The sequence below is a fragment of the Pseudomonas sp. Root329 genome (assembly GCF_001424925.1).
In the GTDB taxonomy this organism is placed as follows: domain Bacteria; phylum Pseudomonadota; class Gammaproteobacteria; order Pseudomonadales; family Pseudomonadaceae; genus Aquipseudomonas; species Aquipseudomonas arabinosi.
Map to the genome: position 1 here is coordinate 1 of NZ_LMCV01000006.1, position 19986 is coordinate 19986.

The window sequence follows — 19986 nt, forward strand, 5'->3', positions numbered from 1 at the left end:
GATGCATCGCCGATGGTAGTGTGGGGTTTCCCCATGTGAGAGTAGGTCATCGTCAAGATTAAATTCCGAAACCCCTATCTGCGTATGCAGGTAGGGGTTTTGTTTTGCCTGCAGAAAAGTGGCTTTCAGTTAAAGCACAAATTTGCACAGTTATTTTCGATCCATGACACTAGAATAGGTCCAACTTTTTCGGAGCCAGAGCCTTTATGCCAGATCCGGTTGACGCCCCAGGGCTGTCAGAATTACCGCTGGACGACTTGGTAGCGTGTCATGAGTGCGACTTGCTGATGCGCAAGCCCGAACTTGCCCATGGCGAGAAAGCCCTCTGTCCGCGCTGTGGCTACGAGCTCTACGCCCATCGGCATAACGTCGTACAGCGCAGTCTCGCGTTGGTTCTCGCCGCTCTGTTGTTGTATATCCCGGCGAACTTTTTACCCATCATGCAGCTCCATCTACTCGGGCAGTCATCGCATGACACTGTCTGGAGCGGCGTTGTTGGCCTGTTCGATACCGGAATGCAGGGCGTTGCAGTCGTGGTGTTTCTCTGCAGCATGGGAATCCCGTTGCTCAAGTTGCTTTGCCAATTGGTTGTACTGCTGAGTATTCGTTTCGATATCGGACGCAGTTACGGCCTGTTGCTCTACCGCATTTATCACCATTTACGCGATTGGGGGATGCTCGAGGTCTACCTCATGGGCGTACTGGTGGCGATCGTCAAACTGGCAGATATGGCAGCAATTACCGTCGGGATTGGCCTGGCGTGCTTTATCGGTTTGTTGTTGGTTCAGGTCTGGTTGGAGGTTGTGATGTCGCCCCATCAGATCTGGCAGGCTTTATCAGGAGAGGATGCCCATGCGGGCGATTGATGCAGGCATTCTGATTTGCGCCGAATGCCATGAATTGAACAAGCAGGAAGCCGACACCGACGAGCAGGTCTGCACCCGTTGCGGTGCGCTGGTTCACGCCCGTCGCCCGAACAGTGTGATGCGTACCTGGGCGTTGCTGGTTACCGCGGCGGTTCTCTACATCCCGGCCAATGTGCTGCCGATCATGACCGTCAGTTCACTGGGGCAGGGCGATCCCAGCACGATCATGTCCGGTGTGATCCAACTGGTTCAACACGGCATGATCCCCATCGCCGCCGTGGTTTTTATCGCCAGCATTCTGGTACCAACGTTCAAATTGGTGGGCATCGCACTGCTGCTGTTTTCCGTTCAGCGCCGCCAGCCACTCTCGGCTCGCCAGCGCATTTGGATGTACCGCTTTATTGAGTTCATTGGCCGCTGGTCAATGCTCGATATTTTTGTAATCGCCATCCTGGTGGCAGTTGTGAATTTCGGACGGCTTGCCAGCGTCGAAGCCAATCTTGGCGCCATCGCTTTCGCCAGTGTGGTGATTCTGACGATGCTTGCCGCAGTAACTTTCGATCCCCGACTGATTTGGGATAACACGGAGTCGGACGACGACCATGACTGATTTGCCTACAGCAAAAACCCGACCGGCCTCGAACTGGTCAGCTATTTGGGTGTTGCCCCTGATCGCCCTGATCATCGGCGGCTGGCTTGGCTGGCGTGCCTACAACGAGACCGGCATCGAGATTCAGGTGCGTTTCGAAAGTGGTGAAGGCATTCAGGCCAACAAGACCGAAGTCGTCTACAAAGGCATGTCGGTAGGTAAGGTGAAGACCCTCAAACTCGATGACGAAGGCAACTCCAAAGGCGTGATCGCTACCGTCGAAATGAACAAGGACGTGGAGCCATACTTGCGGACCAGCACCCGTTTCTGGCTGATCAAACCGAGCGTGACGCTGGCCGGCATCACTGGCCTGGAGACACTTGTCTCGGGTAACTACGTCGCGATAAGCCCGGGCGAGGGTGAGCCGACGCGCAAGTTCAAAGCCCTGGCCGAAGAGCCGCCGCTGTCGGACGCCCAGCCCGGTTTGCACCTGACCATCAAGGCTGATCGCCTTGGCTCGCTGAATCGCGGCAGTCCGGTGTTCTACAAGCAGATCAAGGTTGGCCAGATCAAAAGTTACCTGCTGTCCGAAGACCAAAGCACCGTCGAACTCAAAGTTTTCATCGAACCCACCTACGCCAAACTGGTACGCAAACACACGCGTTTCTGGAACGCCAGCGGCATCAGCATCGACGCCAACCTGTCGGGTGTGAAAGTGCGCAGCGAGTCGCTGGCGAGCATTGTCGCCGGCGGTATCGCGTTCGCCACGCCGGAGAACCGCAAGGACAGTCCGCCAACCGATCCGAGCCTGCCGTTTCGTCTCTACGAAGATTTCGATGCCGCCGCCGCCGGTATTCGGGTCAAGGTCAAACTCAGCGACTTTGAAGGAATGCAGGCTGGTCGCACACCGGTTATGTACAAAGGCATCCAGGTCGGCAATCTGAAAGCGCTCAAGATCGATCCAGATCTATCCAGTGCCACCGCCGAATTGACCCTCGATCCTCTGGCTGAAGATTACCTGGTCGAAGGCACCCAGTTCTGGGTGGTCAAACCGTCGATCTCGCTTGCCGGTATCACCGGTCTCGAAGCGTTGGTCAAAGGTAACTACATCGCTGTGCGTCCAGGAGACAAAGGCGCCGCACCGCAGCGCGAGTTTGTCGCACGGCCGAAGGCACCTCCGCTCGACTTGCGTGCGCCAGGATTGCACCTGGTGCTGTTCACCGAAAACCTCGGTTCCCTGGAGGTCGGCAGCCCGATTCTCTACAAACAGGTCAAGGTCGGTTCGGTCCAGAGTTATCAGTTCTCACGCACCAAAAAGCAGTTGGTGATTGGTGTACACATCGAGAAGGAATACGAAGGTCTGGTCAACGCCTCGACACGGTTCTGGAATGCCAGCGGCATTACGCTGACGGGTGGATTGACGGGTGGAATCCAGGTCAAAAGCGAGTCGCTGCAAAGCCTGATGGCTGGTGGCATTGCCTTCGAAACTCCGGAAGCCAAGGCACCGTTGCAGAAGCGGATTCCGCGTTTCCGTTTGTTCGCCAGTCATGATGACGCGACGCAAAAAGGTGCCGTGGTAACGATCAGAGTTGATCGCGCCGATGGTTTGCGCAGCGGCACGCCGATTCGCTTCAAAGGCCTGGATGTTGGCAAGATTGAAGACGTCGATCTGAGTGATGACCTGCAATCGGTGATGCTGACTGCACGAATCACCGAAGTGCCGGAGCGTATCGCTCGGGTCGGCAGTCAGTTCTGGGTGGTCAAACCTGAACTGGGTCTGATCAAGACGTCCAACCTCGAAACGCTGGTGACTGGCCAATACATCGAAGTGCAACCGGCCGCGAAAAACCTCGGCCCGCAGAAGAACTTCGTGGCCCTGGCCAATCCGCCGGAAACCGCTAAACAGGAAGCCGGTTTGAGTCTGGTGTTGAGCGCTGCCCGTCGTGGTTCGCTGAAAACAGGTGTGCCGGTCACCTATCGCGAAATCACCGTGGGTAAAGTGACAGGCTATGAACTCGGCCAGACCGCTGATCGTGTGTTGGTGCACATCCTGATCGAGCCGAAGTACGCGCCGTTGGTGCGAAGCGGTACTCGCTTCTGGAACTCCAGTGGTTTTGGCTTTGATTACGGCTTGTTCAAAGGGGCGACGATGCGTACCGAATCGCTGGAGACGCTGATTCAGGGCGGCATCGCTTTCGCCACGCCGGACGGCGAGCGCATGGGCAGTCCGGCGCTAGCTGAGCAAACGTTCCCGCTGTTCGATAAGTTCGAAGACGAATGGCTGACCTGGGCGCCGAAGATTTCAATCGGCAAGTAAGCCCAAACAGCAGGCATGAAAAAGGCCGCGATCCATTGGATCGCGGCCTTTTTTATTGCTGTCGATTAATGCAAATCAGACCGCATCCAGCTCCGGTTCATCCGCTTCAACGGTAGCGGTAGCCTTCACCTCATCGTGACGGCGGATGTACTTCCAGTCCGCCTCGTCGATGTAGATCCCGTTCGGGCCGCTGCCGCCTTCCAGGTCGATGGCGACACTGGCGCAGACCTGCGGCTTCACACTCGCCAGGATCGGTACGAAGCCCAGTTGCAGGCTGGTTTCCAACAGCGCTGCCTGGTTCTTCTCGTCGATGTCCGCTGCCTCGTCGAGGTAGTACGGCAGGCGCACGCGACCGGCCTGGTCGCGGTCCATCAAGTGCAACAACAAGTACATGTTGGTCAGCGCCTTGATGGTCATGGTCGTACCGTTGGACGCGGCGCCGTCGATGTCGGTGTGAATCACCGGCTGACCGTTGACCTTGGTGATCTCGAACGCCAGCTCGAACAAGTCCTTGAGGCCGAGCTGGTTGTGGTTCGCCGCCACCAGCCGCGCCAGGTATTCCTTGGCTTCTTCGTTCTTGTTGTCCTGATCAGCGCTTTGGCTCAGGTCGAAGACCGAAAGGGTTTCGCCTTCTTCGTACTGGCCGGCGCTGTGGATGATCTGGTCGATGTGCTTGAGCGCTTCCTTGTTCGGGGCCAGCACGATGCGGAAGCTTTGCAGGTTGGAGACCTGACGCTTGTTGATCTCGCGGTTGAACAACGCCAGTTGATGCTCAAGGCTGTCGTAGTCGCTGCGGATGTTGCGCAGGGTCCGGGCAATGTCGGTAACGGCCGCACGACGCGCCTTGCCAAGGGTCAGGGCTTCGTCGGTGCGGTGCGCGTAAGCGTTGATCAACAGTTGCAGGCGACGCTCCATGTCGTCTTCGCTGTCGAACTTGGCCACGCCCTTGAGGCGCACCTGCGCATACAGCGCCTCGATCTGACCGTCGCTGCGCTGCAAACCTTGCCAGCTGTCCTGATAGTCATTGAGCAGCGGCAACAGGTTGTCCATGGAATCGTCGATCGGGTCCATGAACGGCGTGCCAAACGGCATGTCTGCCGGCAGCAGCTGACGGCGGCGCAGGGCGTCGTCGAGGGTGCGTTGCTTGGCTTCCATGTCGCCGATCTGCCGCCCGACCAGTTGCAGTTTGGCCGACAGTTGCTGGACACGTTCGGTGAAGGCGTCGCTGGAACGCTTCAACTCGTCCTGCGCCGCTTCCATCTGCGCCAGTTGTTCCAGCTTGTCACTTTCCTCGGCGCTCAGGGTTTGCGCGCGGCGGAAATCTTCCAGCGCTTTCTGCGCATCCAGCACTTGCTGGTACAGCGCTTCGGTCTGGGTCTTGCTCGCAGCGCGGTCGGCGGCCACGGCTTGCTGGGTTTTCAGTTGCTTGAGTTCTTTGTCCAGACGCTCTTTCTGATCGCGCAATGCTGCGCGGTCAGCCAAGGCTTGCAGGGCCGGCGGTTCGATGTGCGAGATGTCGATGGACAGGCCCGGTACTTCGAAGCGCTCGCCTTTGAAACCATCGAGGATCAGTTCCATGGATTTGACCCACTGACCGTCCTCGTCCAGCGTAATACCGTGCTCACCCAGCGGCAGGCTGAACAACGCGCTGTTGAACAAGCGCATCAGACGCTCGACGTCCTGTTGCGAGAATTCCTCGCGCAGACGGGCGTAGCTGTTGTTGTCGGCGTGATCGAGTTGCTGCTTGACCGACTTCAGGCGTTTTTCCAGATCCCGCAGACGCTCTTCCAGATCCTCGGCGCTGAACTGCCGTGACTGCGCCAGCGCACCGGCCAGTTCATCGTGCGCATCCTTGGCCGCGAGCAGTTGCTGCTCAAGGACTTTGACGTCAGTGACCAAGGCGAAGCGATGCTTGAGCACCGACAGCTCGCCGAGCCAGCGCTGGATGCCGGTGATTTCCCGCTCCAGGCGCATCAGCTCCTGAGTGCCTCCGCGCTGATCGTTTTGCAGCGCGTCCTGTTCGTTGCGGTAGTGCTCGGCCTGAATCGTCAGCTCTTCCTTGCGCGCACTGGCGTAGTCCGACCAAGTGCCGAGCAGGGAATCGAGCAGCGGCGAAATGCGGTGCAGTTTGCCGCGCAGGATATTGCGCTGGGTCACGCCTGCCGCAAGGGCTTCGACCAATGGGCCGGCAGTGACCAACGAGTTGTAATCCTGTTCCATGCGACGGACATCGCGGAACGCTTCTTCGCACGCGGCGATGTAATCGACGCTGCCGGAACGCAGGCTGTGTTCGAACGCATCGAGGAACAATTGCTTGAGCTTGGCCGCGGTGATTTCGCGCATGTGCAGCAGGTTGATGAACAGTGCGCGGAAGGTCTTCAGGCTCTGCTCGCTGGTGGAGCGCAGCGGGATCAGCGTCAGGTCCAGCGGGATCGAGGTGTGACCGCCGACCAGCAAACGACGCAGCTCATCAGGCTTCAACTCGTAGGCTTTCAGTCCTTCGCGCTCAAGGTTGGTGAACAATTCTTTCTGACGCAGGCAGGTGTCGTTTTTCTGGTAGTGGGCCAGATCCAGTTTGCCGGCGTAGGCAAAGAACTGGTGACCGAAACCACCGCCCGGGCCGCGACCGACCACACCAATCACATGTGGACCGTGAGGTAGCGAGACTTCGACCAGAATGTAGCTGGTGTCCGAGGCGAAGTAGAAGCGCCGGGATTGTTCCAGGCTGTACTTGCCGAAACTCATGTCCGACATGCGCGCCAGGATCGGGAACTGCAAGGCGTTGATCGAGGCGGATTTGCCGAGGTTGTTCGCGCCGTAAACCGACAACGGTTCTTCCAGCGGGAACAGGCCGAGGCTGTAACCGGCGGTGTTCAAAAGGGCAAAGCGGCGAATGCCGTAGCGTTCCTTGCTCATGCGTCGGTCTCCTGTTCTTCGGCAATGGCGCGGGCCATGGCGTCTTCTTCGCTTTCTTCAGCGAAGTCGCTCAGATCGAGCGGGTCATCGGTTTCCAAAAGTTTTTCGTCGCTGTCGTCATCGATCAGCACTGGCACCGGCAATGGCAACACACTGTGCAGACTGGCCGCCAGGTCACGGTCTTGCTGGACCGACAGGCAGACATCGAGGAAGCGGTGCATCGGCGGCAGGAAACGGTAGATGCCATTTTCTTCGCCGGCGAAACCGAGCTGAGTCATGCGGCGCATGATTTTTTCTTCGAGTTCTTCAACCGTCTGCACTTCGGCCTGGATAAACAGGTCGCGGTATTTCTCCAGCAGCGATGGCAATTCATCGCGGCCGAGGCTGCCGCCGTCGAGCACGGCGACCGGGTCACGGCCCTGATCGGCCAGATGCTCGACGAGAATGAAGGTGAACAGCGCCAGACGTTGTGCGGTCTTGTTCACTGCCGCAGCAGCGAGGTCCGGCACGAAGTAGTAGAAACCACGGGTGTCGCAGACCAGTTCAAAGCCCAGCGCCTTGAACAGCGTGCGGTACTGGTCCTGGAAGTTCGACAGTTGCGCATACAGCTCAGGGTCGCGGCGGCTGACGTGGTAGCCCTTGAACAGCTCGCGAAAAATCGGCGCCAGCTGGGACAGTTCGTTTAGATCAAGATGCATGTGGGGTGCTCGCAGAATTCTCGGCGGCGGCGTCGCGGGCCGAGAGCAGGGCGAAAGAGCGCAGGCTGACCTGGTGCTCGTGAGTGTGGTAATCGCGGCGCTCCAGACGCTCGCGTGTGAAGCGCTTTTCCCGCGACAGGCGCGAGAACCAATAAAGCAATTCGTCGGTAGCGCCGTCCGGTTCCTGCTCCAGCAACCAGGTCATCAGGTCCGGCATCGGCAAGGCGTCTTCGCAGCGTTCAAGCATTTCCCGAACCGTGCGTGGCGCGCGCGGCGCTTCGCCTTTCTGAGTCTTGTGGGCCTTGGGGAAGCGTGCCGGTTTCGGCTCGAAACGGGCCAACGCGTAAACGTAGGCTTCGACCTGACTGGCACTGCCGAGGAAGGTGCTTTGCGGGCGGGTGAACATCGGCATCGCCGCTTGTGGCACCGCATCGATACCTTTACGACGGATGGCCGACAAGGCCAGCGCCGCGCCACGGGTCACGGCGTTGTGCCGACGGGCTTCTTCACGTAGCGGCAGCAACAGCTCGCGGGCGTGACGCAGCGTCAGCTGGGCGCTGGTCTGCATTTCGAGGATGCGCGCGTGGGTGCGCAGCAGCATGTCGTCATCGACCAGATGGCCAAGGCGCTGCTGTTCGGTGAGCATCTTCAACAGCACGTTCTCGACCTTGCGTACGCCTTGTTCGAAGGCGCCGTCGGCGTTCACCAACTGAATCATCGGCTCGACGTATTCGTCCCAGGTCGCGAGTACTTCAGCGTAACGCTGACGCAGGGGAATCTGCCGGTCGCTGGTCTTGGCGCGCTCGGCGACGGCCACCAGGGCCTGTTCGTCGTTGGCGAGTTTTTTCAATACATCCCGTACGCGCATGTCGAGCAGGCGCAACTGGCGCGCCAGGTCGTGGCCGTCGCGGATGTCGAAGGCGTCCTGGATATAACCGGCCAGGCGCTCGAGATGGCGCAGATAGGCTTCGATCTCCAGGCACAGGCCCAGACGGTGCTCACGGCGCAGGTAGGCGAGGAAGTCGTGGATCTGCGCGTTGAGCTCGAAACGGTTCGGGCTTTTCGCCACGGGAACCAGAATGTCGAGGCGGATCCACACGTCCAGCAGGCTGGTGATGTCCTGCGGCGTACTGTCCAGTTGCTGGGCGGCCAACTGTGAACGCAATTCGCTGAGGCTCAAGGTGCCTTGGTCGAAGTGCTCGCACAGCGGCTCCAGAAGTGCCCAGTGTTCAGCGAGGGCGCGCAAGACGCGCTTGGGTTCGATCATCGGAATGGCCGGCTGGTTGACGAATAAAAGCAGCGATTGTACTGCATCACGCCCGTTGCGATTCACTCTCGGGACGGACAGTTGGCTTTCTATCGATCAAGCGTGGGCGATCTTGAGCGAAGGGCGGTAGAATCACCGCACTTTAGTTATCCACAAGTGGCCGACCTTTGCTTATCGAGTCCCGTCGCCGCGCTTATTTGACCGCCATGCAGGTGGTCAACTGGCTGCCGCGCACCGAATTGCCCTTTGCTGCGCCCTCGCGCCCCGAACTGCTGAAGATGCCCGAGCCGTTGGTCGTCGCGCCGGTTGCTCCGTTTGCGCCCGTGCCTGTGGCTGATTCGCCCGTGGAACCGCTGGTTAAACCGGCCGAACGGGTGAAAATCGAGGTGCCGCGGCCATCACTGGCCAGCACGCGCACGAACGCCAAGGTTGAAGAAGAGGCCGCTCCGGTTGTGGCCAAGGCGCCAGTCGTGCCGCCACCGCGTTTCGCCCTGCAATTGCTGCGGGCCGGGCGTTGCCTGCTGCTGGTGGAGTTACCCACAGGTGAATCCTTCCAGACCCGCGACCCCGCCTATCTGTTGCTCAAAGACATGCTGCGCGCCGCCGGTCTGCCGGACAGCCCGCAGATCGTCGGCGAGCCGGTGCGCTGGCCGCTGTTGTCTCGGGGCACCATGGATCAGGGCCCGGAAGCGGCTCGCGACTTCGTGCAAGGTTTTCTCTCTGCCCGGCTGGAAGACGCACCGTGCGTTTGCGTGTGGCTGATCGGCCTGCCGGCGGTGCGTTTCGCCGGTGAGGCGAACGCCGAATCCTTCAACCGTGAACTCCAGGTCGAAGGCCTGGGCTCGGTCTGGGCCCTGCCGGGTCTGGAATTATTAATGGAAGAGCCACAGCGTAAGGCTGATGTCTGGCAAGCCATGCGTCGGCTGATGGCGCGCTGGAAAGAATCGAATGAGTGACGCTGTATCGTTCCGCCCGATGACCGAGGCGGACCTGGACGCTGTACTGAAAATCGAATACGCGGCTTACAGCCATCCCTGGACTCGCGGGATTTTTCTCGATGGGCTGGGTAAATATCAGATATGGCTGATGTTTGAAGGCCAACAGCAGGTCGGCCACGGTGTGGTGCAGATCATCCTTGATGAAGCGCATCTGCTGAACATCACCGTCAAACCGGAGAACCAGGGCCGTGGCCTGGGCTTGACGTTGCTGGAGCATTTGATGTCCCGGGCGTATGACGCCAAGGCGCGGGAGTGTTTTCTGGAAGTGCGCGACAGCAACCGTGGCGCGTTTAAGTTGTACGAGCGTTATGGGTTTAACGAGATTGGTCGTCGACGCGATTACTACCCGGCGGTGGGTGGGCGGGAAGATGCGGTGGTGATGGCCTGCACCCTCGTTGACTGAGCTGTTTTAAAAGCTTCGCGAGCAAGTCGGATCGCCGCACCGCCGCTCCCACATTGATTCCAGTCGATCACAGCATTTGTGTACGACACCGATTCAATGTGGGAGCGGGCTTGCTCCGGGCGGCGATCCGACGAAGGCGGCTTGTCAGGTGCTAGAGAATCAACGATTACCGTCCATCGGATCCCGCCGCGCCAGTTCCTCTTCATCCAGCCCATTGCCCCCGCCGATGTCATCTTCATCGACAATGCTCAAATCCCAATCGGCCTGGCCACCTTCACCCGCTTCGTGGGCGTCCCGTGCGCCGTCTTCACGGATCAGGTTTTCCGGGCTCATGTCGTCGTCGGTGGACTCATGGTCATCGGTCGAGGCCCCGGTCATGCCGGCTTCACGTACGCGTTTCCTAGGGATCAGGCGTTCACGCTCCGCTTGCGTCAGCTCGTCGCCGATTTTGGCGCTGGGTTCTTCCTCGTCGAAATCCAGCTCATGCATCGAACCCATGCGGTCTTCGTTGTCATCGATGGGCTCGGGTTGCACCGCATCGTACGGACGTCGTGATTCAGTCATGGTAATTCCTCATACTGTAGGCCTTACTAGGGTGGACCCCCTGGGCTGCTGAGAATTCCTCCGGCATGGAAAACCGGGTTTCTGCATCTGGCGCGTGACCCCGACAGATGGTTGTCTGTCATAGAAGCGCATCATTCTCGAGGCTTCATTGCATGAACGAATTACAAGATCTGATTAATAACAACGAGCGCTGGGCTGACGCGATCACCAAAGAAGATCCTGATTTCTTCGCCAAGCTGGCCCGTCAGCAAACCCCGGAATACTTGTGGATCGGTTGCTCCGACGCCCGGGTGCCGGCGAACGAGATCGTCGGCATGCTGCCCGGCGATCTGTTTGTACACCGCAACGTGGCCAACGTGGTGCTGCACACCGACCTCAACTGCCTGTCGGTGATTCAGTACGCGGTCGACGTGCTGAAGGTCAAACACATCCTCGTTACCGGCCACTATGGCTGCGGCGGCGTGCGCGCCTCGATGCAGGACCGTCAGCTGGGCCTGATCGACGGCTGGCTGCGCTCGATTCGCGATCTCTATTATGAAAAACGCGAAGAGCTCGCCAAGTTGCCCACCGAAGAAGAGCGGGTCGACCGCCTCTGCGAATACAACGTGATCCAGCAAGTGGCCAACGTCGGGCACACCAGCATTGTGCAAAACGCCTGGCACCGCGGGCAGAGCCTGTCTGTTCACGGCTGCATCTATGGCATCAAGGACGGTCGCTGGAAAAGCCTGAACGCCACCATCAGCGGTTTCGAGCAATTGCCGCCGCAGTACCGTCTGCGTCCGGTCGAGGCGTTGTAACGCCCTTCAGCAGAGACTTCGCCGGCGCCAGTGCTGCAGAAACAACTGGCCGTCGGCGTTCGGCGATTCATCGTAGCCGGTGATCCAGCCTCGGCAGTCGAACGAGCCGCACTGACAGGCGAACTGACGCAAGAGTTTGTCTTCGGTGGAAGCGTAGTCCATCGTCAGTCGGTCGCCTTTTTTGATGTCCTTCAGCGCCCACAACCACAGCTCGCTCATATCGAGAAATACGTTTGGGTCGCAGGAGTGTCGCAGCAGCCCGCAGAAGCGCGGGTCGTAGACATGGATGCCACGGGCCAGTTGCCGGGTATGCCGACACCGATAAGGCAGCAGATGCCCCGAAGCCCGACAAATTCGGCTGATGCGTGGAAAATCCCGAAGTACTGCGACGGCTGCCGCCGATCCGTGGGTGTTGTCGATAATCTCGAAGTCGGCCGTGGAGGGGAATCCAAGGCGAACGGGCAACTCCGCAAATGGATAAATCCCATCGGGTGGTTGCGCAAGCGTCCCGTGCAGGGTCTGGGTTTTCATAACGATCCTTGTCGGCTGGGTGCTGCGACCTCCATCAGCTGACGATCCTGTCAGCTCTGCAACACATGGGTACGACTCAAGCCTCTCGCAAATGAAACGGCGGGTCTACTGTCAGTTATGACAGTAGACCTTACAGAGCAGGGACAGGGATCGCAGTCGCGGGTACCGGCGCTTTCAGCTGTTTGAGCTGAGATTTGATCGGTGCCGTCGCGCACTTGGCCACGGCTTTTTCGGGCGTCAGGTTGCGGATCGAGGTATAGAACAGCTCGCAGGTTTTATCTGCCTGGGCCACTTGCCAGGTTTGGGTGCAGCTTCTCAGTTCAATGTCGGGATTACTGTCCGGTTGGCGGCCCATGGCGGCCTGCCAGCACGCAGCGCTCAAATCCTGACCCATGACTTTAAGGCCAGCGGCATCGGCCTTGGCCTGGGCATCGCTGCCGGTATAGCTTTCCGGGTCGGCAGCGTACCAAATGTAGCTTGGGTGGTTGGAACCCAGCACTGGCACTTTCACCCCGTCGCTCGGACTGATGCTGACCAGACCCAACACGTTCACGGTCGGCCCGTATTGCTGCTTGATCCAGTTACGCACTGGCGCGCCGAAGGCGACCATCGGCAACGCCGCACCACTGGCGTTCTGGCTGAGTTGCTTGACCATCGTGGTCTGGTAGTCCTTGAAGTAGTCGTAGACGCCTTCCAGATCCTTGCCGGCGTTGGACGGTGCGGCAATCGGTGCGATGTCGATGATGGTCTGGTAGCCCGGCGTCTGGTCGGCCGGGATTCCGTTGACCGTCAGCAGTGTGGCCCAGCGATCGGTGGTGGCGGATCGCAGGTAATCCTGAGCCTGGGTCAACGAATAGTCGGGTGGGAAGTGCAACAGTTCAACGCTTTTGCGGTTTTCCAGGGCCATGCCCAGTGGCAGGAACAGATACCAGCTGTAAGCCCACTTGCCATCGGCATTCAGCTTGCTGGCGCCGGTATAGGCCAGATCACCGGCATCGAGTAACGCCGCCAGCGGTTTTTCATAGCCACGGGGTACGCCGCTGATTTCGGCGTAGAGCTGATGGTTATCGGTTTTGACCAGCACTTTCGCCGCGCTGTAACCATCGCGCTGCACGCTTTGGGTCAGGTAATGCTCGACCGTTTGCTCCAGCGTCCAGTTGCGAAAGCAGATCACGTTGCAGTTGTTGGGGTAAGCGAACAGGCGGGTGACGCGTTCGGTACTGCCCAGCTTCAGGTCGACATCGGCATGGGCGGCGGCACCCAGGGTGAGGGCCGCGAGGGTGAATCCTGCGAATTTGAACATGCTCAGATCCTTTTCAGCGTGGTCCCGTTGATTGGGGTACGCGCCATACTGGATCAGCGGCGTTACACAGAACAGTGTCTGCGTGTAGTTTTTTTGCGTAGAGCCTGCGGTGTGTATGCCAGGAACGCTCGGTTATGAAGTCCGGCCCGGGCTTGATGTCTATGGGCCGGACGTTGGTTGAAGCGTTACAACAGCTTTAGTGCCAGATGAGTACCGGCGCGCAAGTACTCGACCTGTGCAAATACGGCATCCTTGACGATGGCCTCTCCTGTATCGGTCAGTTTGGCTTTTTTGGCATCGATGATGGACGTTTGCGTCAATTGCATGACTACATCCATCGCTTTTTGAAGGGCGGTCAAATTGTTGTGCTGGCCGAACTCGCGGACGACAGCGTCCATACGGCGATCTGCATCATCACGCAGCTTTTTATATTCAACGACTGAAACCCTACCGTCCTGGTAAATCTCGTTAATCATCTCTTCCAGCGTTTTCGATATTAAAGACATGTGCTTGTTCATCCTTGGTCAGTGCTGTCTTGCTTTAAAAAGTGTGTGAGCTGTCGGAGTTTACTCAGCGATTTATAGGTTGGAGATAAGAACTCTCCGGGTTTCATGTCAGGCGCAATCGAGCCTGTTTGTAGGATAAATCTAGGCGTTTGTTTCATGCTCAAGCAGGGTGAACGGATTGCACCTGCCCGCAGCAGGTGCAATCACTTACGTGTTACGGCATGACCGGTGCCGTATACGTCAGCGTCGTCCCCAGCGCCCACAGCAGAAACAGCACCAGCGGCGTGTGCACCAGCAGTTGCACGAACGAAAACCCGATCAAGTCCCGCGCCTTCAACCCGAGCACACCCAGCAGCGGCAGCATGTAGAACGGGTTGATCAGGTTCGGCAGGGCTTCGGCGGCGTTGTAGATCTGCACGGCCCAGCCCAGGTGGTAGTTCAGGTCGGTGGCCACTTGCATGACGTACGGCGCTTCGATGATCCATTTACCCCCGCCGGACGGGATGAAGAAACCGAGGATCGCCGAGTACACGCCCATCAGCAGCGCGTAGGTGTCGTGGGACGCGATTTGTACGAAAAAGGTCGAGATGTGGTGAGCCAGCGTCTGAGCGTCAGTCCCTTTGACGGTGGTCATCAGCGCGGCGATCGAACCGTACAGCGGGAACTGAATCAGTACGCCCGTGGTGGTCGGCACCGCGCGGGACACAGCGTCAAGGAAGCTGCGCGGGCGCCAGTGCAGCAGGGCACCGAGCATGATGAACAGGAAGTTGTAGGTGTTCAGCCCGGAAATCGCGCTGATCGCCGGTTTGGTCGAGAACTCATGGAACAGCCATCCAGCTGCCAGCAGCACCAGCAAAATCGTCAGCAGCGGACTGTGTTCCAGCCATTCGCCGGGGCGCGTGCGCGGTTGCAACGGCGGCAGGTTGAAGCTCGGATCGATGCCGCAGGCTTTGGCATCACGGGCCGAGTTCGGGCCGGGTGCAGTGGCGTAGGCAATGATCAGTGAGATCACGATCAGTGCCAGCAACATCACGCCGGACTGCCAGAGAAAGATCGTTTGCGTGAAAGGAATCACCCCGGTGATCGACAGAATCGACGGCGGCAGGCTGGCTGGGTTGGCCTGCAATTGCGCGGCGGACGAGGACAGGCCCAAGGCCCACACCGCGCCGAGACCCAGATAGGCGGCAGCACCGGCAGCGCGGTAGTCCATTTTCAGATCGGTACGGCGGGCGAGGGCACGCACCAGTAAACCGCCAAACACCAGCGACAGCCCCCAGTTCAGCAGTGAAGCGACCATGGAGATCAACGCAACCCAGGCCACGGCCGAGCGGCCGTTTTTCGGGATCCGCGCCAGCCGGTCGATCAGTTTCACCGCCGGTGGCGAACTGGCAACCACATAACCGCCGATCACCACGAAAGCCATTTGCATGGTGAACGGGATCAGGCTCCAGAAGCCGTCACCGAAGGCCATGGCGGCGTCGGTGGGTTTGGCGCCCATGAACAGGGTGGCCACGGCGACGATAATCACCGCCAGTGCGGCAAACACCCAGGAGTCAGGGAACCAGCGTTCGGCAAAACTTGAGCAGCGCAGGGCAAAGCGGGCAGAGCGGGTATCTTCGATATCAGCGGCCACGGGTGTACCTCGAATTTTTATGTTTGTTGTGGTCTTCCGGGCCACAAAGGCCCGTCCAGACAGGTGCCAACAGTAAAACAATCGGTTCTATTTTGTGACGAAGTTTTACGAGTCTAGGACTTTGGTCTAACGGGTTGTCCGTTGGCGCGTTTGCGTAGACCATGGGCGCCTTGGTTTTTTGCCTATGCCAGAGTTCTTTTCATGACCGCCAACACCCACTCGCGCCCGGCGCCGTTCACCCGCTCGGATTACAAGACCCTCGGCCTTGCGGCCCTGGGCGGCGCGCTGGAAATCTACGATTTCATCATTTTCGTATTTTTCGCCCTGACCCTCAGCCAGCTGTTCTTCCCACCGGAAATGCCGGAGTGGCTGCGACTGCTGCAAAGCTTCGGGATCTTTGTGACCGGTTATCTGGCGCGGCCGTTGGGCGGGATTCTGATGGCGCATTTCGCCGATCGACTGGGCCGCAAGAAGGTCTTCAGCCTGAGCATCCTGATGATGGCGCTGCCCTGTCTGCTGATCGGCATCATGCCGACCTACGCGCAGATCGGTTATTTCGCACCGTTGCTGCTGTTGGCCCTGCGAATCCTCCAGGGCGCGGCGGTGGGCGGCGAAGTGCCGAGCGCCTGGGTGTTCGTCGCCGAACATGCACCCGCCGGGCATCGCGGTTATGCCCTCGGTTTCCTGCAGGCCGGGCTGACGTTTGGTTACCTGATCGGCGCCCTGACGGCGACGTTTCTGGCACAGGCGTTCACCCCGGCAGAAATCCTTGATTACGCCTGGCGTTACCCGTTCCTGCTGGGCGGTGTGTTCGGCGTGATCGGCGTCTGGCTACGCCGCTGGCTCAGCGAAACCCCGGTGTTCATGGCCATGCAGGCGCAACGTGATGCGGCCGTCGAACTGCCGCTGCGCACGGTCTTGCGTGAACATCGTCTGGCCATGCTGCCGGCGATGATCCTCACCTGCGTACTGACCTCGGCGGTGGTGGTGTTCGTGGTGATCACCCCGACCATGATGCAGAAAACCTTCGGTATGACCGCCAGCCACACCTTCGCCCTGAGTGCCTTGGGCATTGTTTTTCTGAATATCGGCTGTGTACTCGCCGGGCTGCTGGTCGACCGCATTGGCGCCTGGCGCACGGTGATGCTCTATAGCCTGCTGCTGCCACTGGGCATCGGCGTGCTCTATACCTGCCTGATCATCGGTGGCAACTGGATCGGTCTGGCGTACGCGGTGGCCGGCCTTGGTTGCGGGGTGGTCGGTGCGGTGCCGTCGGTGATGGTCAGCCTGTTCCCGGCGCGGATTCGTGTCTCTGGGATTTCCTTCACCTACAACATTGCCTACGCCGTCTGGGCGAGTATCACACCGTTGTTGCTGATCGGTCTGATGCCGTGGAGCCCATGGATCTGCGTGATCTTCTGCGCGGTGATGGGGGCTGTGGGGATCGGCAGCGCGGCGTATTTCGGCGCACGCATACCCCATGTCGGGAGCCACAGCGTGGCTCCCTGCGTTTAGCGATTGGCAGCGGGTTCTTGCGATGCAAAGGAGCAGCACAATGCAATTGGTACCCATCCTTGAAGTATCCCGTCAGCATCAGTCGCGTGTGCGGGATTTGCGCAATCAGCCTGATGTTCGCCAATACATGTACACCGATCATGAGATATCCGAGGCCGAGCACACTGCCTGGCTGGGCTCATTAACGGACAATCCGCGTCAATCCGTGTTCGTACTCATGCTCGACGGCACAGTCCGTGGCGTGGTGTCGCTAAACGCGATCAGCACGTTGCACAAAACGGCTGACTGGGCTTTTTATCTCGACAGTGAACTGCAAGGACAAGGGCTGGGCAGTCGGTTGGAGTTCTGGCTTCTGGACCATGCGTTCGGCGTGGCCGGTCTGGAAAAACTCAACTGTGAGGTGCTGCAGAGCAACCCGGCGGTGATCAGGCTGCACCAGAAGTTCGGCTTTTCCATTGAGGGCGTGCGACGCCAGAACATCATCAAGGACAACCTCAGAGTCGATGTGGTGATGCTGGGCATTACTCGACAGGAATGGGCGGCGCAACGGCCGAAGATGGAAGACGTGATGGCACGGCTGAACCGTGTCAGCTGATCAGGGGGGCACACCGCAACTATTTTTGTAGGACAACCCTGAAACACTCTTCAGAAAATATCCCCAAGGCCGATGGTTAGGCTGCATACCGCTTTCTATCCCAGTCCATCGGTGTATCCCCATGTTCAACAAACGCTTGAAGCAGGAGCTGTCGGCTCTTCGCGAAGAACTCTCCAGCCTCCAGCAAGTGAAGGAAAGTCTGGAAAGCGAGATGCTGGTCCTGACCCTCGATGTCGACGGGCGGATTCAATCGGTCAACCAGAACTTCATCGGTGAGATGCTCTACAAAAGCAGCGACCTGATAGGGCGACACATCGAAGACATCGTCCCGGCCCATGTGAAGTCGGACGAATTCCACCAGCGCTTCAAGGCCGCGTTGACCCGTGGCGAGCACTTTGCCGGCACGGTGCGTTTGTTGCGCGGCAATGGCCAGGAAGCCTGGCTGCGTTCGATCGTGCAGCCGGTTCGGTCCGCGGACGGCCGGATCAAACACTTCTCGATTTACTCCAGCGACCTGACCCGCACCATCGAGGCGTCTCGTGAACATGAGAACCTGATCGGCGCGCTTGTGCGCTCCACGGCGGTGATCGAGTTCGACCTCAATGGCAATGTGCTGGCGGCCAACGACCGGTTCCTCAGCGGGATGGGTTACAGCCTGGCGCAGATCAAGGGCAAACATCACCGCATGTTCTGCGAACCCGAGGAATACAACAGCGCCGGGTATCAGGACTTCTGGCGCCGTTTGAATGCAGGGGAGTTCGTCGCCGCTCGTTTCAAACGCGTCGACAGCCACGGTCGCGTGGTCTGGCTGGAGGCTTCCTACAACCCGGTGGTCGATGCCAACAACAAGCTCTACAAAGTGGTGAAGTTCGCCACGGTGATTACCGATCAGGTCAATCAGGAGCAAGCCGTCGCCGAAGCGGCCAACATTGCCTATAGCACCTCGCAGCAAACCGACAGCAGCGCACAGCGCGGTAACGCCGTGGTGACTCAGGCGGTCAACGTGATGCGTAACCTTGCCACGCACATGCAGACCGCCGGTGAAGGCATCGAAGCGCTGAACGAGCAGTCGCTGGTGATCGGCACCATCGTCAAAACCATCAGCGGGATTGCCGAACAGACCAACCTGCTGGCGCTCAACGCGGCCATCGAAGCGGCTCGGGCCGGGGAACAGGGGCGTGGTTTCGCGGTGGTGGCGGATGAGGTCCGGCAATTGGCTTCGCGCACCAGCCAGGCAACCGATGAGATTGTCGGCGTAGTGCGGCAGAATCAGGACATGGCGCGCAACGCCGTGGCGCTGATGACCGAAGGCAAACTCCAGGCTGAACAGGGGCTGGCGCTGGCGGCAGAGGCGGGGACGGTGATTGTCGAGATTCAGGACGGTGCACAGAAAGTGGTGAACGCGGTCGGCCAGTTTGCCAATCAGTTAGCGACTTGATGCCTGCCATCGCGGCGTAAATCGCTACAATCGGCCTTTTCCCCAGGAGCAGCCATCATGAGCGTTTCTCACCGCCGTCCGGTTCCCTTGGCCAAGGCGTATCGTCTGCTCAATCACGGCCCGACCGTGCTGGTCAGCGCGGCCCATGACGGCCAGCGCAACATCATGGCGGCGGCCTGGGCGATGCCGCTGGATTTCGAGCCGCCGAAAATTGCCGTGGTGCTGGACAAGTCCACCTGGACACGGCAATTGCTGGAGGCTTCGGGCACGTTTGTGCTGAATGTTCCCTGCGCCGCCCAGGCCGATATTGTCCAGACCGTTGGCTCGACGTCCGGACTGGAATTGACCCGGGACCAAGGCCGGGACAAGTTCCAGGTCTATGGCTTGCCGACTTTCAGCGCTGAATTGATCGATGCGCCACTGCTCGAAGGCTGCGTCGCCTGGCTGGAATGCCGGCTGCTGCCGGAGCCAAGCAATCACCAGCAGTACGATCTGTTCCTGGCCGAAGTGATTGCCGCTCAGGCAGACGAGCGGGTGTTCAGTGACGGTCGCTGGCACTTCGAAGGGCAAGACGCGTTGCGCACCTTGCACCATGTGGCGGGCGGGCATTTCCTGAAAATCGGCGATCCAGTGGACGGCAAAACCTTGCAGCCGTAACCAGCCGGCCTTTCACACCCAGACGTCATTCTGCGCCGTGCGCTCGCCACCTTCGTTACCCGTGTTCAGCACACCCTTGGGCTCGATCAGCAGGAGTTTCACCTCCTGCTCGGCGAACGGTTTGTGCTCGACACCTTTCGACACCACATACATTTCACCGGCGTTCACCAGCACGTGACCATCGCGAAAGTCGATGCGCAGTTGCCCTTCGAGGACGATGAAGGTTTCGTCGGTATCAAGGTGATCGTGCCAAATGAAATCCCCCAGCAGTTTCACTACCTTGAACTGGTAGTCGTTCATTTCGGCGATGACCCTAGGCGTCCAGTACGGGTCGATCCTGGCGATTTTTTCAGCGAAGTTCAGGCTTTCGTAAGCTTTCATGAAGCAGCTCTC

The 19986-nt window shown here is 59.2% G+C and carries 18 protein-coding genes and 2 pseudogenes; 11 read left to right on the top strand and 9 right to left on the bottom strand.

Going from position 1 to position 19986, the window contains the following annotated elements; translation table 11 throughout:
- Positions 1 to 206: 206 nt before the first annotated feature.
- Genes ASC74_RS08235 through ASC74_RS08245 form a run of 3 tightly spaced genes read left to right on the top strand, consistent with a single transcriptional unit; the run spans position 207 to position 3772 of the window.
- Complete coding sequence (locus ASC74_RS08235; RefSeq protein WP_056740745.1) at positions 207 to 866, top strand: paraquat-inducible protein A; 660 nt, start codon at positions 207 to 209, stop codon at positions 864 to 866.
- Positions 853 to 1476 (top strand): paraquat-inducible protein A, encoded by a 624-nt coding sequence (locus ASC74_RS08240; protein WP_008145542.1) that lies wholly within the window; start codon positions 853 to 855, stop codon positions 1474 to 1476. Before ASC74_RS08235 ends, ASC74_RS08240 begins: the two co-directional genes overlap by 14 nt.
- Complete coding sequence (locus ASC74_RS08245) at positions 1469 to 3772, top strand: PqiB family protein (RefSeq protein ID WP_056740747.1); 2304 nt, start codon at positions 1469 to 1471, stop codon at positions 3770 to 3772. Before ASC74_RS08240 ends, ASC74_RS08245 begins: the two co-directional genes overlap by 8 nt.
- Before the next feature lie 75 nt (positions 3773 to 3847).
- Here ASC74_RS08245 and mksF read toward each other — a convergent pair whose 3' ends face one another.
- Genes mksF through mksB form a run of 3 tightly spaced genes read right to left on the bottom strand, consistent with a single transcriptional unit; the run spans position 3848 to position 8653 of the window.
- Positions 3848 to 6688 (bottom strand): Mks condensin complex protein MksF, encoded by a 2841-nt coding sequence (gene mksF, locus ASC74_RS08250; RefSeq protein ID WP_056740749.1) that lies wholly within the window; start codon positions 6686 to 6688, stop codon positions 3848 to 3850.
- The gene (gene mksE, locus ASC74_RS08255; RefSeq protein WP_008145537.1) at positions 6685 to 7386 is read right to left on the bottom strand and encodes an Mks condensin complex protein MksE; all 702 of its coding nucleotides are present in this window, start codon (positions 7384 to 7386) and stop codon (positions 6685 to 6687) included. The genes mksF and mksE overlap by 4 nt, the downstream gene beginning before the upstream one ends.
- Positions 7376 to 8653 carry an Mks condensin complex protein MksB gene (gene mksB / locus ASC74_RS08260; RefSeq protein ID WP_056740925.1) on the bottom strand — a complete coding sequence of 426 codons (1278 nt, stop codon included), beginning with the start codon at positions 8651 to 8653 and terminating at the stop codon, positions 7376 to 7378. Before mksB ends, mksE begins: the two co-directional genes overlap by 11 nt.
- Before the next feature lie 206 nt (positions 8654 to 8859).
- Here mksB and ASC74_RS08265 point away from each other — a divergent pair, with 206 nt between their 5' ends.
- On the top strand, positions 8860 to 9609 hold the full coding sequence (locus ASC74_RS08265) for a hypothetical protein (protein WP_056740751.1): 750 nt from the start codon (positions 8860 to 8862) through the stop codon (positions 9607 to 9609).
- Positions 9602 to 10054 carry a ribosomal protein S18-alanine N-acetyltransferase gene (gene rimI / locus ASC74_RS08270; protein WP_008145534.1) on the top strand — a complete coding sequence of 151 codons (453 nt, stop codon included), beginning with the start codon at positions 9602 to 9604 and terminating at the stop codon, positions 10052 to 10054. The genes ASC74_RS08265 and rimI overlap by 8 nt, the downstream gene beginning before the upstream one ends.
- A gap of 159 nt (positions 10055 to 10213) precedes the next feature.
- Here rimI and ASC74_RS08275 read toward each other — a convergent pair whose 3' ends face one another.
- Positions 10214 to 10618 (bottom strand): hypothetical protein, encoded by a 405-nt coding sequence (locus ASC74_RS08275; protein WP_056740753.1) that lies wholly within the window; start codon positions 10616 to 10618, stop codon positions 10214 to 10216.
- A 152-nt stretch (positions 10619 to 10770) separates the two neighbouring features.
- Here ASC74_RS08275 and can point away from each other — a divergent pair, with 152 nt between their 5' ends.
- Positions 10771 to 11415: a carbonate dehydratase gene (gene can, locus ASC74_RS08280; protein ID WP_046048329.1), complete on the top strand. Its 645-nt coding sequence runs from the start codon at positions 10771 to 10773 to the stop codon at positions 11413 to 11415.
- A 6-nt stretch (positions 11416 to 11421) separates the two neighbouring features.
- Here the strand turns inward: can and ASC74_RS08285 are convergent, their stop codons facing one another.
- From ASC74_RS08285 to ASC74_RS08300, 4 genes are all read right to left on the bottom strand, one after another.
- The gene (locus ASC74_RS08285; protein WP_056740755.1) at positions 11422 to 11946 is read right to left on the bottom strand and encodes an SET domain-containing protein-lysine N-methyltransferase; all 525 of its coding nucleotides are present in this window, start codon (positions 11944 to 11946) and stop codon (positions 11422 to 11424) included.
- A gap of 130 nt (positions 11947 to 12076) precedes the next feature.
- A complete protein-coding gene (locus ASC74_RS08290) occupies positions 12077 to 13249 on the bottom strand; it encodes a hypothetical protein (protein ID WP_056740757.1) in 1173 nt (390 codons plus the stop codon).
- A gap of 185 nt (positions 13250 to 13434) precedes the next feature.
- Positions 13435 to 13755 carry a hypothetical protein gene (locus tag ASC74_RS08295; RefSeq protein WP_008153466.1) on the bottom strand — a complete coding sequence of 107 codons (321 nt, stop codon included), beginning with the start codon at positions 13753 to 13755 and terminating at the stop codon, positions 13435 to 13437.
- A 214-nt stretch (positions 13756 to 13969) separates the two neighbouring features.
- Positions 13970 to 15388 (bottom strand): short-chain fatty acid transporter, encoded by a 1419-nt coding sequence (locus ASC74_RS08300; RefSeq protein WP_033061219.1) that lies wholly within the window; start codon positions 15386 to 15388, stop codon positions 13970 to 13972.
- Between the two features lie 201 nt (positions 15389 to 15589).
- Here ASC74_RS08300 and ASC74_RS08305 point away from each other — a divergent pair, with 201 nt between their 5' ends.
- The 5 genes and pseudogenes from ASC74_RS08305 (at position 15590) to ASC74_RS08320 (ending at position 19593) form a co-directional block, all read left to right on the top strand.
- Complete coding sequence (locus tag ASC74_RS08305; protein ID WP_056740759.1) at positions 15590 to 16903, top strand: MFS transporter; 1314 nt, start codon at positions 15590 to 15592, stop codon at positions 16901 to 16903.
- A gap of 40 nt (positions 16904 to 16943) precedes the next feature.
- Positions 16944 to 17498, top strand: coding sequence for a UDP-4-amino-4,6-dideoxy-N-acetyl-beta-L-altrosamine N-acetyltransferase (gene pseH, locus ASC74_RS08310; RefSeq protein ID WP_056740761.1), 555 nt, complete (start codon positions 16944 to 16946; stop codon positions 17496 to 17498).
- A 211-nt stretch (positions 17499 to 17709) separates the two neighbouring features.
- Positions 17710 to 18348: pseudogene (locus ASC74_RS32580) on the top strand (PAS domain-containing protein); the annotation flags it as partial.
- A gap of 150 nt (positions 18349 to 18498) precedes the next feature.
- A pseudogene (locus ASC74_RS32585) lies at positions 18499 to 18936 on the top strand (methyl-accepting chemotaxis protein); the annotation flags it as partial.
- A gap of 57 nt (positions 18937 to 18993) precedes the next feature.
- Complete coding sequence (locus ASC74_RS08320; protein WP_056740765.1) at positions 18994 to 19593, top strand: flavin reductase family protein; 600 nt, start codon at positions 18994 to 18996, stop codon at positions 19591 to 19593.
- Positions 19594 to 19605: 12 nt separating this feature from the next.
- Here the strand turns inward: ASC74_RS08320 and ASC74_RS08325 are convergent, their stop codons facing one another.
- Positions 19606 to 19974 carry a cupin domain-containing protein gene (locus ASC74_RS08325; protein WP_046048322.1) on the bottom strand — a complete coding sequence of 123 codons (369 nt, stop codon included), beginning with the start codon at positions 19972 to 19974 and terminating at the stop codon, positions 19606 to 19608.
- Positions 19975 to 19986: the final 12 nt, after the last annotated feature.

Coding starts and splice junctions, on each gene's coding strand:
- ASC74_RS08235 (WP_056740745.1), top strand. CDS start 207: ATGCCAGATCCGGTTGACGCCCCAGGGCTGTCAGAATTACCGCTGGAC.
- ASC74_RS08240 (WP_008145542.1), top strand. CDS start 853: ATGCGGGCGATTGATGCAGGCATTCTGATTTGCGCCGAATGCCATGAA.
- ASC74_RS08245 (WP_056740747.1), top strand. CDS start 1,469: ATGACTGATTTGCCTACAGCAAAAACCCGACCGGCCTCGAACTGGTCA.
- mksF (WP_056740749.1), bottom strand. CDS start 6,688: ATGAGCAAGGAACGCTACGGCATTCGCCGCTTTGCCCTTTTGAACACC.
- mksE (WP_008145537.1), bottom strand. CDS start 7,386: ATGCATCTTGATCTAAACGAACTGTCCCAGCTGGCGCCGATTTTTCGC.
- mksB (WP_056740925.1), bottom strand. CDS start 8,653: ATGATCGAACCCAAGCGCGTCTTGCGCGCCCTCGCTGAACACTGGGCA.
- ASC74_RS08265 (WP_056740751.1), top strand. CDS start 8,860: ATGCAGGTGGTCAACTGGCTGCCGCGCACCGAATTGCCCTTTGCTGCG.
- rimI (WP_008145534.1), top strand. CDS start 9,602: ATGAGTGACGCTGTATCGTTCCGCCCGATGACCGAGGCGGACCTGGAC.
- ASC74_RS08275 (WP_056740753.1), bottom strand. CDS start 10,618: ATGACTGAATCACGACGTCCGTACGATGCGGTGCAACCCGAGCCCATC.
- can (WP_046048329.1), top strand. CDS start 10,771: ATGAACGAATTACAAGATCTGATTAATAACAACGAGCGCTGGGCTGAC.
- ASC74_RS08285 (WP_056740755.1), bottom strand. CDS start 11,946: ATGAAAACCCAGACCCTGCACGGGACGCTTGCGCAACCACCCGATGGG.
- ASC74_RS08290 (WP_056740757.1), bottom strand. CDS start 13,249: ATGTTCAAATTCGCAGGATTCACCCTCGCGGCCCTCACCCTGGGTGCC.
- ASC74_RS08295 (WP_008153466.1), bottom strand. CDS start 13,755: ATGTCTTTAATATCGAAAACGCTGGAAGAGATGATTAACGAGATTTAC.
- ASC74_RS08305 (WP_056740759.1), top strand. CDS start 15,590: ATGACCGCCAACACCCACTCGCGCCCGGCGCCGTTCACCCGCTCGGAT.
- pseH (WP_056740761.1), top strand. CDS start 16,944: ATGCAATTGGTACCCATCCTTGAAGTATCCCGTCAGCATCAGTCGCGT.
- ASC74_RS08320 (WP_056740765.1), top strand. CDS start 18,994: ATGAGCGTTTCTCACCGCCGTCCGGTTCCCTTGGCCAAGGCGTATCGT.
- ASC74_RS08325 (WP_046048322.1), bottom strand. CDS start 19,974: ATGAAAGCTTACGAAAGCCTGAACTTCGCTGAAAAAATCGCCAGGATC.